Below are 12,536 nucleotides of genomic sequence, written 5' to 3' on the forward strand. Positions count from 1 at the left end.
CCCCCTGTTTCTTTCTTCTTCTAAGTATAAGACAAATCAGATGCCAAAAAAGTTTTAATTGATATAAAATAATTGAATTCTGATGTTTAGATATTCGACTCTAGAAGTCTATAATCTAACGGAGGTTACCAAGATTTCGAGGGTATTAGAGGACATCATCACCAAAAAAGATTGGAGCGGTTTAGACTTATCCTAAATATAAACTGGTGATCCCTAAGGATATACGACATATAAGTTCTTATGAAAATCTAATTCATGATTTTCTTATAATTTACCAAATAAGGGGCGATCAAAAAGCCAAGAATAGCGATGCATAAACCTATTATCATAGTCAGTAAAACGTTAAAAGGGGACAAACCCAAAAATGAATATTGGTAAGTTAAGGATGTTATTGTAAACCTTGAAAGAAATGCAATCTTATGGTCTGAATTACACCTGCTACATGGAAGAGTTCTGTCCATAAGAAAAAGCTGAAGATATCCAAACATATCCTCAGCTTTTGCCTCCGTTACAAGAACGTATGACTCATATACTAAAAACAGGGGGTTCTTCGATGGATATTCTTCTTAAGATTACTTCTGAAGATACGTACTCTCCGCTATAGATGTCTTGAAGCATGTCCTTCAACCATCTGAATCGTCCGGTTGTGAGTCCATCGGCGAGTGGAAATCTTTCAGAATAATTGATTGCTATTTTAGAAGGAGCAATTTCTTCAACTACTACTTTCAAGGTTTCGTCAAGATCACCCTGCTGGTACGTCCTGACCTCATCAAATAAACCACATTCTTCGATGTCCTGGGCATCGATCGAACTGCAGACTGCAAGCTTCCGATTATCACTCGTTATGAGAAAAGCTCCAGGTCCAACGGTTTCAACACCTGTTACGAACGGCAGACATGGATCACTCCCCTCACTTGTAAAAATGAGCCAGAGGTCGATTTGCTGTTCTTTTAACACCTTTACTGATTTCTGCAAATTCTTTATTTGAAGACTCATTCATTTCACCCCTTCATATGGGATTGTGATGATTTGTAGCTGACGTTTGCTTAATACTTCTGGCCCATGATCAGTTACCAGGATATTCTCTTCGACCAGCATACAAGGAAGTCCATTATCCTGTATGACGGTCGGTTCAATCGCATAAATCTCTCCAGGCTGGATCTTCCCTTCCACCTGGGGACGAGGTGGTGTCCTTCTTGGTCCAAGGATGGTCCCCCCATCATGTGTCGCCCGACCGACCTGATGTCCAACTGAGTGACGGATTGTCGGGTACCCATGTTCCTCAATACATGCCCGGCCAACTGCATCGACCTCATGACCTTTCCTTCCGGGCCTTAATGTATCGATTGATCTGGAAATCGCCTCAAGGGCAGCCTCAAAAGCTTTCTGCACATCTTCAGGCGGTGCAATTTCGCCTTCTTTCAAGAAATAGCACGTTCTCGCAATGTCTGATACATAGCCGTCGCACCGTAAACTGAAGTCGACGATCACAAGATCCCCCGGTTTGACCGTATGATCACTCGGTTTCCGATGAGCAAGTCCACACCGTACAATGCAAACAAGTGGCAAATCATAAGGCTTCCCTAGTCCGTTTGTGACACCTCTTGATTTCATTCCATCCACAAACAGCTGTCCTATTTCTTTTTCCGTCATCCCCACTTGTATTTTCCTGAATGCTTCCTCAAAAATATCCGTAGTGTGGTTGATCGCTCTTTTCACCGCTTCAATTTCTGCTTTCGATTTTACACATCGCAATTGTTGCAGGATCGGTTCACTCGACACTTCAATCTGTTGCATTTTCACCGGTCCAATCAACTGCTCTAACCATTGATAAAGGCCAAATGAGAGTCCATCATACAAATGATCATAGTACGAAATGTTCAACGCCAATTTTTGAGGATCAAGTGTGTGGAACACTTTCACGAACACCTCATCCATTTGCTCGTCATATGTAATGACGTCCGAAAAGACTTCCGTCTGTTGAAAAGCCTCATAATCTTCTTTTGAAACGATGGCTTGGTGTGATCCACTTTTATGGATGAAGATTGCAGTTTTATCATTTGGCAGGATATCCGTCACAAATGGCAGGCTTGGATCATAGCCCTCCCTCGTTAAAATGAGCCATGTATCTACATTATGTAAACCCAGTAATTTGACTGCAGCTTCCAATTTTTCATGGACGATCTGTGCACGCGCAACTGTCATAACCCTCCCCCTCTCTATATGGATAATTAGAGAAAAGGTGATGATAGTCCTGCTAACAGGTGAAATTATTTACTGCCCTTTCCAATCATTTTTGTAATTCTGATGGGTTTATTTGTAAATCCGCTCAATAATTTTGTAAAACGAATAAAAGATGGATGCAATCCCACATCCATCTTAGTTCGTTTGAAGCAATTCGATGATTTCTCCGCTCGGTCCCAATATGAAAGCCGATTTCCATCCATTCTCAAATGAATACGGCCCATCGTACAACGTGAATTTCGGATTTTTCTCAAGCATAGCATCAAGATTTTCCACTTCAAATGCAATGTGTTTGTTCGACGTCAACTTCAAGCTTTTATCGACCAAAACAAGTTCCAGACGAAATCCATTCAGTTGCAAGAAGATGATTTTTTCACCTAACAGCTCGATTTCAGATTCATACTTAAACCCGAGTTTTTCGTAAAAACGGACAGCTCGTTCCATGCGATTCGTTTCGATTGCGACATGGTGGAAGGTCATCGTACAACTCCCCTAATGATGAGGTTCATATCTCCAAATTCATGCCATAGGTATTTTTCCCGAATCGCATCCTGATAGGCATTTTTCAAAAGACGAGGTGAAATGAACGCTGACAACATATCAAGATGACTTGCCTCTGGTTCGTGGAACCCGGTGATGAGGCCGTCAACGACGTTCAGGGAATAGTCTTCGTGGATGTGCAGGTTCGTCCATCCTTTTTTCGAAACCGAGTCGCCTTGCTGATCGACAGCGGATTCAAGTGCACGGACGACCGTAGTCCCTACCGCAATCACCTTGCCCCCTGATTGTTTCGTTTCATTGATTTCATGGACTGTTTCACCTGGAACTTCATATTCTTCAAGACTATCAGCTGGACCTACTTGCCACTGATCGTTTGTAAAATAGCTTAAACCGGTATGGAGGGTAATGGTCGCAACCTTTACACCTTTTTTCTTTAGACGAAGCAGCATTTCCCAGCTGAACGCCCTTCCTGCCGAAACCATTTCAACAGATCCCGGAACAGTCCCGTAAACCGTTTGATAATGTTCGAGACTCCAATCGTGGTGGATATATTCATAACGGATCGGCTCTCCTAACATATACAACTGATTGTATAGCTCATTCCCTCTTGATGAAAAACAGATGGTCACAAGCGGCTCAGTTTTGTTCATCGATCGTACGAAAGCAGTCAGGTTCGGAGAAAAAACAAGGACGTCGTTTTTTTGAACCTTTGCGTCCACAATCAGAACCTTCCAAACTGAATTACTCTTCCGTTGCGCAAGCCGGATTTCAACATTTTCTTGAACGACCCTGCAGTCTCTTCTTATTTTCACCCTAAAAGAAGCTGGGAGTGTACGGCTTATATTCAAAACAAGCAAATCACCTTTATCCAGATAGGTTTCTAAGTGATGAAAATGATCATGCCTGGTTTTTCCATTGACTCGATCGAGAACCATCATTCTGACATGATCACGTCTCATCCCTCTTACTTCTGGAGGCATTGAGGCATTCAATTCACCAGGGAGATGAAATTTCATCGGTTTCTTTGCAGCTAACGCCATATCATTCACCTCTTCTCTACGACGAAGCTTTGCGCTTCTAGCCGTTTTCCATTTTCGTACTTCGATTCTTCAGATGCGAGATAAAGAAAAACATCCGTCAAATCTTCTGGTTCTGCAAGCTCATAATCACAATCCGGTACAGCAAGATCATGCATTTCCGTATTCATCTCACCTGGGTCGACCATATTGATGCGGACACCGGTCTCCTCCAATTCATCCGCCCAAATTTCCGTCAATCCTTCCAATGCAAACTTGGAAACCCCATATGCCCCCCAGCCTGCATAACCAACATTCCCTGCTTCAGAGGTAACGTTGATGATTGAGCCAGATCCTCGTTGTAGCATACCTGGCAAAACGCGTTTGGTAAGCCTGAAAGGACCTTCCGCATTGACACGCAAAACATCCAGAAAATCCTCCCCTGGATAATCCGCTAGATACGGCATTAGACTAGGTCCGAGTCTGGAAGCATTGTTGATAAGCACATCAATTTTTCCGAAATTCGATTCTGTCAGCGAAACGAAACGCTCGATATCTCTAGGATCGGATGCATCAGCTGTTACGGCAAGGACCTCAGCTCCTAATGTCTCGAGTTCTTTTGTCACCTCATTCAGATTCACTTCACCCCGAGCGCAAATTGCAAGGTTCGCTCCATTGCTAGCAAATGCTCTTGCGACTGCTCTTCCTAGCCCTTTAGATGCTCCGGTAATCATGACGACTTGTTTTTCCTTCATTTATAAACAACTCCTTAATTGTTTGATTTCTTAGTTTTAGTTTATTGAAGAAGGCGTTTCTTTTCGTCAGAACCGAGGTTGAACTTTTCCTACCGAAATGGACCGATGAAAAGTCTAAGACCGCTCTACGACCACAGATGTAGAAACGTGTTAAACTATAACTAACAATAAATTTCAGGTGGTTTATGATGAGATTAAAAATGCTTGCCAGCAATGGTTTGATGATGCAAAGCGTATATGAAGCTTTATTGACGATTCCTTATGTACAGGAGTATTCAGAAACGTATTGTGAATGGATGGAAAACAGAAATCCGGAGAAGCAAGACCAGCTCCCTGGACTAACCGATAACCCTCGATCAAGAAGAATTACTCACGTATCGATGTGTGTTATGGCTGATGGAAACCTTTAATATAACGATCGAATTGGTCGAAACGCTTGATATAACCAAAAGGGATCTTCAAAATCCTGTTCATAACCAGCGATTAAAAGCCATTCCCTATACCATTATAAAAGAGGCATCCTTATCCTATCCTGCCTCTTTCTTTCTCGCTGACTATGTCACATGTTCACGAGAACCACTGTTATTTGAAAAGAGTCACCATGGCCAGTGCGGAAATCAAATAACCACTCTCTTTGAAATAAGTGAAAATGATCCTGCGCATCGTACAGAACATGGTGAGATGATCATGCTGGAAACCAATATCGATGATTGTACTGGGGAAATGATGGGCTATACATTAGAAGTTCTTTTAAATAATGGGGCTAGTGATGTTTTTTTCACACCGATTACGATGAAAAAGAACCGACCTTCCTATAAATTGTCTGTCCTTGCTTCCTCTGAACAAATGGAAAGACTAGAATCATTACTATTTGAGGAAACCTCAAGTCTGGGTGTCCGTTCTTATACTGTCTCATGTCACCGCTTAGGAAGAAAGTTCATTAAGGTGGAAACAGAGTGGGGAACCATCACTGTAAAACTAGGGATTCACAAGAATAAAATCATTCAGGTTTCACCGGAATTAATAACTGCAGACTTCTGGCTGATAAATAGGAAATTTCATTCAAAAGAGTGTATGAACAAGCAAAAAAGATGGCTCTAGACATGATCTAGAACCATCTTTTCCTATTATCACTTATTGCAGCTCGGACAAAGCAACAGCCACATCATAGTCATCAAGATTAAGCTCAAGCTTTTTTCCAAGAGCCAGTTTAGCAAGTTCTGAACCTAAATAAGGACCGCTGGTAAGACCAGATGCGCCGAGCCCATTGGCAAGTAATAAGCCTTCTACTTTTGGCACTGGACCGATGATTGGCAGAAATCCTGGGGTGAACGGACGGAAGCCAACTCTCATCTCAAGGATGGTACTATCGTTCAACCCGGGTGCCACATCAAGAGCTTTATCCAAAATCTCTCGGATTCCCCCCGCAGTTACGCGATGATCAAAGCCGACCTCATCTTCATGTGTTGCACCTACCACGATTCTTCCGTCGTCAAAACTGAGAAGGTATTGGTTATTAGGAGGCATCACAACGGGCCATCCGCTCGTTTGGGTATCCGGGATTTCCAGATGCATGATCTGAGCTCTTTGCGAGTAGAGTTTGAATTCCCACCCCAATGGTTGCAGAAGTTCCTTCGACCACGCACCAGTCGTGAGGATTACTTGATCAGCATCAAACGTTTCGCCATTCACTTTTACACCGGTTGCTCTGCTTCCTTCATGGATAAGTTCGGCATCTCCATCTAAGGTTGTCGCTCCGTTTTTTTCGGCCGCCTGGATCAGTGCCTTCCTTAAGGCGCCACCATTCACACGTGCTGCACCACTGACATGGACCGATGCATAATCCTCAGATAACGGTGGAAAAAGTTCCTTCGTCTGAGCAGGAGTCAACCGGGTAATTTCCCCGATTTCAGGAGCATCCTCCCTTCGTTTCAATGCTCGTTCGACCATCTTCTCTAATTTATTCTCATCCGTATGTAGACTGATCGCCCCGACACGGCTGTATCCCGTATTCGTCACACCATCAGCTTCCAGGTCCTTGATCAGTGCAGGGTAATACCTCGCACCTCCTTTGACCAGACGGTACCAGGCTTTATTTCGACGCTGTGAAAGCCAAGGGCAGACAATCCCCGCGGCCGCTTCAGTCGCTTGTCCATTGTCTTTCCGGTCAACCACGATCACTTCTGCTCCAGCTATAGATAAATGATAAGCTGTAGAGGCACCGAGAATTCCCGCACCTACCACGATAATTTTTCCCATGAAATAACACCTTTTTTCAGTCGTTTTACAGCTATTTTACATGACTGGTTTTACCGACACAATTTGTCCCATCCCCGACGATCATCTATTTTCCATATCAATAGATCGAGTATTGAATCAACTTTTCCTTGAAAGAATCACCTAGGAAATAGGCTTTAATCCTGATAGAATGGTTCATATGTAAAATAAAAAGTAGGTGTGACAATGAAAGAGTTCGAAGTGGAATTGTTAAAATTAATTGAGAACAACGCCAATTTAGAATTAGACAAAATTGCGAAGTTAATGGGTAAAAGGATAGATGAAATCCAGGAACTGATCGACAAACTCGAGAAAAAGAAAGTCATTCTCGGCTATTCGACGCTTATTGACTGGGCAAAGGTTTTGGATGAGGAAGAGGTTACAGCTATGGTCGATGTAAAAGTGACCCCGGCTCGTGGTTTCGGTTTTGATAAAGTGGCGGAGCGTATTTATCGTTTTCCAGAGGTTAAAGCCGTTTATTTAATGTCCGGCGCTTATGATTTGTCAGTTTCAGTGAAAGGAAAAACGATGATGGAAATCGGACATTTTATTTCTGAAAAATTGTCTACGCTCGATTCCGTACTATCAACAACGACACATTTTGTTTTAAAAAAATATAAGCATGATGGCATCATCTTAGAGGATGCTGACGAAGATGACAAAAGAATCGTGGTATCACCATGAGCCAAATTTCGTATGTATCCAAAAAAGTAGATGGGTTAAAACCATCAGGCATTCGCCGATTTTTTGATTTAGCAGCTCAGATGGAAGATGTCATTTCCCTCGGAGTAGGTGAGCCTGATTTCGTAACGCCGTGGAATTTCATCGAACAAAGCTTCCATGCCCTTGAGCATGGCTACACCTCCTATACTGAGAATGCAGGTATGATTGAGTTACGCAAGGAAATCAGCACCTATTTAAGCAAAAATTACCGCTTGAGATATGATCCATATGACCAGGTCATTGTTTCTGTTGGAGCAAGTCAGGCGATCGACCTTGCTCTACGGGCGGTGATCGATCCTGGTGATGAAGTCATCGTTGTAGAACCGAGCTTTGTTGCTTATGTGCCTACCGTAAAGCTGGCTGGAGGAACACCGGTCACAATCCAAACCGAAGCGGAAGATGAATTTAAACTAAAACCGGAACAAATTGAAGCCGCCATTACGCCTAATACAAAAGCGATCATGCTATGTAACCCGAACAACCCGACTGGAACCTTTTTATCGAAAGAAGAATTAGAACAACTGGCGGAAATGATCGAAAAGCATGACCTGCTCGTACTATCAGATGAAATATACGCCGAACTCACGTATGACGAGGATTACACAAGTTTCCCCTCCATTACTGGAATGAAAGAGCGGACCATTCTGATCAGCGGGTTCTCAAAGGCATTTGCCATGACAGGATGGCGACTCGGCTATGCGGCAGGACCAGCTCAATTAATCGCCGCCATGGTGAAAATTCATCAGTACACGATGATGTGTGCCCCGACGATGGCACAGCACGCTGCCTTAGAGGCTCTGAAAAATGGAAGACAAAGTGTCAATGACATGGTTGAAAGCTATAAACAAAGAAGGAATTTTATCGTCAGCAGCTTGAACGAAATTCGGTTGAAATGTCCAAATCCGGGCGGAGCATTTTATGCATTCCCATCCGTTGAAGCAACCGGGTTAACCTCATCTGAATTCGCAGAGCAGCTGTTGCAAGAAGAACATGTTGCTGTCGTACCAGGTAATGTATTCGGAGCCAATGGCGAGGGATACATCCGCTGCTCCTACGCGACATCCATCAAACAGCTTGATGAAGCTATGAAACGCATGAAACGATTTGTGGAGAAACGAATTTGACCAGGAAAAACTGGTGCTGTAAAACATGATTAATTATGGGTGGGAAGCTATCCCTCCCTAACTTACCACCTTCATATATCTTACCCCTCATAATGTCTCACTTATAAATATCACAGTTAATCCAAATGTAAGATTTTTCGCATGAATTTTCGTGCACGAATAAAACCATGTCAGAAAATCTCACATAACTTTTGGTGTCTTTTAAAAATTAGTGTATTATTATGTACCATATAAACCTCCAGGTTAAAGAAATTTCACATTTGTTTTTGTCAATTCAAAAGAGGTGAAGATATGTCAACTGACAAATCTTACAAAGATAAAAAAGTGATGTCCATTGGAATCATTAGTAAAATAACAGGGTTATCCGAACGTAAAATTCGGTATTATGAAGAAAGAAAATTGATATTCCCGGAAAGGACAGAGCGGGGTACACGAAAATATTCGTTTTCCGATGTGGAAACACTGATGGAAATTGCAAATCAAATTGAAGACGGGGTCCAGACCTATGAAATAAAAAAAGAAATGTCTAGAAAACAAAAACAAACAAAAGAAGATTTCAACAAAATGATTCGCGGCCAATTAAACGCACATTTCAATTTACGAAAATAGAATAACTGGAACCGATCCTTGACACCAGTTATTCACTGTGCGTTTAATATGGTCCCGCATCAGAATTCAAGCGAAAGCCTTTCATACAAATCTTGCAAGGTTTTGTATCCTAGATTCTCAATTTTGTCCAGATAGAAACACCATAATTGTGCAGTCAATTTCGCATCCCCTAGCGCATTGTGGCGTTCGATGACAGGAATCCCACAATATTCACAGCAATCTTCTAATCGGACCAGGTTGATATTTCGCTCAGCAATTCTAAATAAAAATGAAGTATCCACAATTCGGTGTTTGAATTGCGATCGGAATAGTTTCCAGTTTGTGTGCTGGAGGAAAATTTTTTCATGGTTTGAATGATGCGCCACAAGCACATCCCCTCCTACAAAATCATAAAACTCGATAAGGACTTGATGAAGATCGGGAGCATCTTTCAAATCCGTGTTTTTTATTCCAGTAAGCTCTATTATTTCAGTTGGAAGTTTACGATCGCATCGTACAAGCGAATAATAGGTGTCGTTGTGTTGGATGGTGCCACCCTTCACTTTTATCGCACCTATCGAGATGATTTCATCACCTTGATCAGGATAGAAACCGGTCGTTTCTAAATCGAATACAACGACTTTCAAATGTTTTAAAGGGACTGATAAACTTTCTACGGCTTTCATTTCCTTATCCAAACGTCTTAAAAAGGCAAGATGCTGCGGATTGGTTTGTCCTTGTAACGGTGCATAAATACTTGAACTTACCTTACCTTGTACCTGTTTCATAAACTGGATGATGGGATCAATTTTCATTTTCCAACATCCTTTTGATAACGGTTCCGGTATAATCCTGCAGTCTTTTTCCATTCAACAAGACTTGTTTGATTTCATTTCTTTCATTTTTGTCAAGCTTTTTCACATCCAGGTAATGAACATCATCATATACTTCTGAAACTTCGCGATGTGGCAGCCGAAATTGCAACAACTTTTCAAAATAAACCTTGTAGCGCTCCAACTTATTATATTCAGGAAATTCACAAAGCTTCACTAGCCTTGACAATGTAGATGTTTCGACCAAATTTTCTTTGATTGCCAATAAACGGATCGCATTTATATAAGGGAAGAATCCTGAATGTTTCAAATCAATATACCCCGTATGCGATCCATGTGATTCGGTCAATATTTGACGAAATACGCCAACTGATTTCTTAACATGCCTGGTATTTTCGAACAACCGGTATAAAAAATGAGGTCTGCTCTCAATATATTGCTGCAATTGCTGCTTTAAACGGGTAATCCCGTTCTTTTTCCCAGCCAGAACCCTTGCATCATAAAAGATCAACAAAAAACGAATGGATTCAAAACTTTCTTCTTCCAACCATTCTTCAATTTGCCTTTCCCACTCTTGCTCTGATCTACACCATAACGGATTTGAACTCATCACATCTCCGTCACAATACGGATACCCAATTTCATACAAGCCTAAGGAGATTTCTCTGCCCAACTCTAGGAAATACTCCCTCGTTTCCTCGTTTGATGCATCATAAATCAAACCATGATCTTGATCGCTGACAATCGCTTGTTCAAATCTACCTGCACTCCCCATGACAAACCAGGAAAATCGGCAAGGAGGAGGGCCTGATTTTTCCTCAACTACACTTAATGCAATATCAAAAAGTTTCAGCATAACCTTGTCATGAAATTGATTCAATTCACTATTACTAGTCTGTTGACCTTCAATATGGCAGTCATGCCAATTTTTCAGTGTTTCATATGGACCATAAGCTTCAAGTTTACTCATTTTTCACACCTCCTCCAACCTTTAAAGGAGGTGACCTTGAGTCTACCTCCTTGTTCTGCCAAAGGTTAGCTGCTTATCTTTTTCTTTTCTTTTGTTAAAAAGGCTTCTGGATACCCGTAGGATCCATGTTCGCTTAAGTCTAAGCCCATAATCTCTTCTTCTTCAGTGACACGTAATCCTTTCATTGTTTTTTTCATGATGTATAAGAGTACGAATGATACCACAAATGCGTAAGCACCCGATACCGCGACACCCATTGCTTGCACTCCGAGCTGTGTTAATCCGCCACCATAAAATAAACCTGGCAATCCAACTGTCGCCAATTCAGGCGTAGCAAACAATCCAGTTGACAATGTCCCCCATACCCCGGCAGCACCATGAACTGACAGTGCAAAAATCGGATCATCTACCTTAAGTTTTTCGAAAATCTTCATACTATAGAAGACAAGTACACCTGCAACTAAACCGATGACAACCGCAGCCCACGTTTCAACAAAAGCACACGATGCAGTTATGGCAACGAGTCCTGCGAGCGCCCCGTTCAACATGGTCGCTATGTCCGATTTCCCCAGAACCATCCATGATATGATCAAAGCAGAAACTGCCCCAGCCCCAGCTGCTAAATTGGTATTCAACGCTACAAATCCGAAAAATCCATCATCGACGACAAATGTACTGCCGGCATTAAAACCAAACCAGCCAATCCATAAAACGAGGACACCTAAAGCGGTAAAAACTTGATTGTGGCCATATAAATTGTTGGCAGTCCCATTATTATTGAACTTTCCCAGCCTTGGTTTCAAAAGAATGGTTGCAGCGAAAGCAGCCATCGCTCCTGTCAAATGGACAACAGTAGAACCTGCAAAATCCTGTTTTCCATGTTCCCCCAACCAGCCGCCGCCCCAAATCCAGTGTGCCACTACAGGATAAACGAGTGCAGAGAACAGGATAGCGAAAACAACATAGACAGAAAGTTTCGCCCGCTCAGCAAACCCTCCAAATGCAATCGTCAATGAAATACCGGCAAAAGCAAGCTGGAACACAAAGTAAGCTGCAGTTGAATAACTCATTCCTTCTATTTCATAACCCGAATAGAAAAAGTCAGAAAACCCGAAAAAAAAGTTTCCATTTTCCCCAAAAATGAACCCATATCCCAATGCCCAAAACACAATAGATGCAATCCCAAACGTAAAGATGGTTTTACCTGCAATATGACCGGCATTTTTCATGCGGGTTGATCCTGCTTCGAGTAAAATAAACCCTCCTTGCATAAAGATCACCAAAATCGCTCCTAGCATCAACCAGACACTATTTAATGAAAACATGATGTCTTCCATGAATAATCCCCCTATGTCAGATTTATTGTCAGTAAATGTTATAAAATCTAACATCAACCTTGTTGTGTTTATTTTATACTCTTAAATATGACCATCAACTTCTATGTTAGAAAATCTGACATAGTTTTTCACTCTTATGAAATTTTTCTATGAAACTAATAAAAATCA

At 41.8% G+C, this 12,536-nt stretch carries 14 protein-coding genes; 5 read left to right on the forward strand and 9 right to left on the reverse strand.

Annotated features, from left to right (window positions below; all coding sequences use genetic code 11):
* Positions 1-525: 525 nt before the first annotated feature.
* The 5 genes from KOL94_RS11315 to KOL94_RS11335 all read right to left on the reverse strand — a co-directional run bounded on the left by KOL94_RS11315 (position 526) and on the right by KOL94_RS11335 (position 4,516).
* The gene (locus tag KOL94_RS11315) at positions 526-996 is read right to left on the reverse strand and encodes a hypothetical protein (protein WP_221566529.1); all 471 of its coding nucleotides are present in this window, start codon (positions 994-996) and stop codon (positions 526-528) included.
* Positions 997-2,205 carry a M24 family metallopeptidase gene (locus tag KOL94_RS11320; protein ID WP_221566530.1) on the reverse strand — a complete coding sequence of 403 codons (1,209 nt, stop codon included), beginning with the start codon at positions 2,203-2,205 and terminating at the stop codon, positions 997-999.
* A 174-nt stretch (positions 2,206-2,379) separates the two neighbouring features.
* Positions 2,380-2,724 (reverse strand): VOC family protein, encoded by a 345-nt coding sequence (locus tag KOL94_RS11325; protein WP_221566531.1) that lies wholly within the window; start codon positions 2,722-2,724, stop codon positions 2,380-2,382.
* On the reverse strand, positions 2,721-3,785 hold the full coding sequence (locus KOL94_RS11330; RefSeq protein WP_221566532.1) for an S-adenosylmethionine:tRNA ribosyltransferase-isomerase: 1,065 nt from the start codon (positions 3,783-3,785) through the stop codon (positions 2,721-2,723). Before KOL94_RS11330 ends, KOL94_RS11325 begins: the two co-directional genes overlap by 4 nt.
* 5 nt (positions 3,786-3,790) lie before the next feature.
* A complete protein-coding gene (locus KOL94_RS11335; RefSeq protein WP_221566533.1) occupies positions 3,791-4,516 on the reverse strand; it encodes an SDR family oxidoreductase in 726 nt (241 codons plus the stop codon).
* Between the two features lie 188 nt (positions 4,517-4,704).
* Here KOL94_RS11335 and KOL94_RS11340 point away from each other — a divergent pair, with 188 nt between their 5' ends.
* Complete coding sequence (locus KOL94_RS11340) at positions 4,705-4,926, forward strand: hypothetical protein (RefSeq protein WP_221566534.1); 222 nt, start codon at positions 4,705-4,707, stop codon at positions 4,924-4,926.
* Complete coding sequence (larC2, locus tag KOL94_RS11345) at positions 4,913-5,617, forward strand: nickel pincer cofactor biosynthesis protein LarC2 (protein ID WP_221566535.1); 705 nt, start codon at positions 4,913-4,915, stop codon at positions 5,615-5,617. The genes KOL94_RS11340 and larC2 overlap by 14 nt, the downstream gene beginning before the upstream one ends.
* A gap of 33 nt (positions 5,618-5,650) precedes the next feature.
* On the opposite strand, the gene KOL94_RS11350 is transcribed toward larC2, so the two are convergent.
* Complete coding sequence (locus KOL94_RS11350; protein WP_221566536.1) at positions 5,651-6,775, reverse strand: NAD(P)/FAD-dependent oxidoreductase; 1,125 nt, start codon at positions 6,773-6,775, stop codon at positions 5,651-5,653.
* 204 nt (positions 6,776-6,979) lie between these two features.
* On the opposite strand from KOL94_RS11350, the gene KOL94_RS11355 reads away from it, so the two are divergent.
* The 3 genes from KOL94_RS11355 (at position 6,980) to KOL94_RS11365 (ending at position 9,249) form a co-directional block, all read left to right on the forward strand.
* Entirely contained in the window at positions 6,980-7,477 is a 498-nt protein-coding gene (locus KOL94_RS11355; protein ID WP_221566537.1) for an Lrp/AsnC family transcriptional regulator, read from the forward strand.
* The gene (locus KOL94_RS11360) at positions 7,474-8,640 is read left to right on the forward strand and encodes an aminotransferase (RefSeq protein ID WP_221566538.1); all 1,167 of its coding nucleotides are present in this window, start codon (positions 7,474-7,476) and stop codon (positions 8,638-8,640) included. Before KOL94_RS11355 ends, KOL94_RS11360 begins: the two co-directional genes overlap by 4 nt.
* Before the next feature lie 291 nt (positions 8,641-8,931).
* Complete coding sequence (locus tag KOL94_RS11365) at positions 8,932-9,249, forward strand: MerR family transcriptional regulator (protein ID WP_221566539.1); 318 nt, start codon at positions 8,932-8,934, stop codon at positions 9,247-9,249.
* Positions 9,250-9,308: 59 nt separating this feature from the next.
* Here KOL94_RS11365 and KOL94_RS11370 read toward each other — a convergent pair whose 3' ends face one another.
* The 3 genes from KOL94_RS11370 to KOL94_RS11380 all read right to left on the reverse strand — a co-directional run bounded on the left by KOL94_RS11370 (position 9,309) and on the right by KOL94_RS11380 (position 12,368).
* Positions 9,309-10,043, reverse strand: a complete 735-nt coding sequence (locus KOL94_RS11370; protein ID WP_221566540.1) for an exonuclease domain-containing protein — start codon at positions 10,041-10,043, stop codon at positions 9,309-9,311.
* Positions 10,033-11,031, reverse strand: coding sequence for a DUF294 nucleotidyltransferase-like domain-containing protein (locus KOL94_RS11375; protein ID WP_221566541.1), 999 nt, complete (start codon positions 11,029-11,031; stop codon positions 10,033-10,035). Before KOL94_RS11375 ends, KOL94_RS11370 begins: the two co-directional genes overlap by 11 nt.
* Positions 11,032-11,096: 65 nt before the next feature.
* Positions 11,097-12,368, reverse strand: a complete 1,272-nt coding sequence (locus KOL94_RS11380) for an ammonium transporter (RefSeq protein ID WP_221566542.1) — start codon at positions 12,366-12,368, stop codon at positions 11,097-11,099.
* Positions 12,369-12,536 lie beyond the last annotated feature (168 nt).

Origin of the sequence: Alkalihalobacillus sp. TS-13 (genome assembly GCF_019720915.1) — a bacterium.
Taxonomy (GTDB): domain Bacteria; phylum Bacillota; class Bacilli; order Bacillales; family Fictibacillaceae; genus Pseudalkalibacillus.

What these genes read in the sequence shown, in the direction of transcription:
- KOL94_RS11330 (WP_221566532.1), bottom strand. Translation starts at nt 3,785, where the DNA reads ATGGCGTTAGCTGCAAAGAAACCGATGAAATTTCATCTCCCTGGTGAA.
- KOL94_RS11320 (WP_221566530.1), bottom strand. Translation starts at nt 2,205, where the DNA reads ATGACAGTTGCGCGTGCACAGATCGTCCATGAAAAATTGGAAGCTGCA.
- KOL94_RS11350 (WP_221566536.1), bottom strand. Translation starts at nt 6,775, where the DNA reads ATGGGAAAAATTATCGTGGTAGGTGCGGGAATTCTCGGTGCCTCTACA.
- KOL94_RS11375 (WP_221566541.1), bottom strand. Translation starts at nt 11,031, where the DNA reads ATGAGTAAACTTGAAGCTTATGGTCCATATGAAACACTGAAAAATTGG.
- KOL94_RS11340 (WP_221566534.1), top strand. Translation starts at nt 4,705, where the DNA reads ATGAGATTAAAAATGCTTGCCAGCAATGGTTTGATGATGCAAAGCGTA.
- KOL94_RS11370 (WP_221566540.1), bottom strand. Translation starts at nt 10,043, where the DNA reads ATGAAAATTGATCCCATCATCCAGTTTATGAAACAGGTACAAGGTAAG.
- KOL94_RS11360 (WP_221566538.1), top strand. Translation starts at nt 7,474, where the DNA reads ATGAGCCAAATTTCGTATGTATCCAAAAAAGTAGATGGGTTAAAACCA.
- KOL94_RS11325 (WP_221566531.1), bottom strand. Translation starts at nt 2,724, where the DNA reads ATGACCTTCCACCATGTCGCAATCGAAACGAATCGCATGGAACGAGCT.
- KOL94_RS11355 (WP_221566537.1), top strand. Translation starts at nt 6,980, where the DNA reads ATGAAAGAGTTCGAAGTGGAATTGTTAAAATTAATTGAGAACAACGCC.
- larC2 (WP_221566535.1), top strand. Translation starts at nt 4,913, where the DNA reads ATGGAAACCTTTAATATAACGATCGAATTGGTCGAAACGCTTGATATA.
- KOL94_RS11380 (WP_221566542.1), bottom strand. Translation starts at nt 12,368, where the DNA reads ATGGAAGACATCATGTTTTCATTAAATAGTGTCTGGTTGATGCTAGGA.
- KOL94_RS11315 (WP_221566529.1), bottom strand. Translation starts at nt 996, where the DNA reads ATGAGTCTTCAAATAAAGAATTTGCAGAAATCAGTAAAGGTGTTAAAA.
- KOL94_RS11365 (WP_221566539.1), top strand. Translation starts at nt 8,932, where the DNA reads ATGTCAACTGACAAATCTTACAAAGATAAAAAAGTGATGTCCATTGGA.
- KOL94_RS11335 (WP_221566533.1), bottom strand. Translation starts at nt 4,516, where the DNA reads ATGAAGGAAAAACAAGTCGTCATGATTACCGGAGCATCTAAAGGGCTA.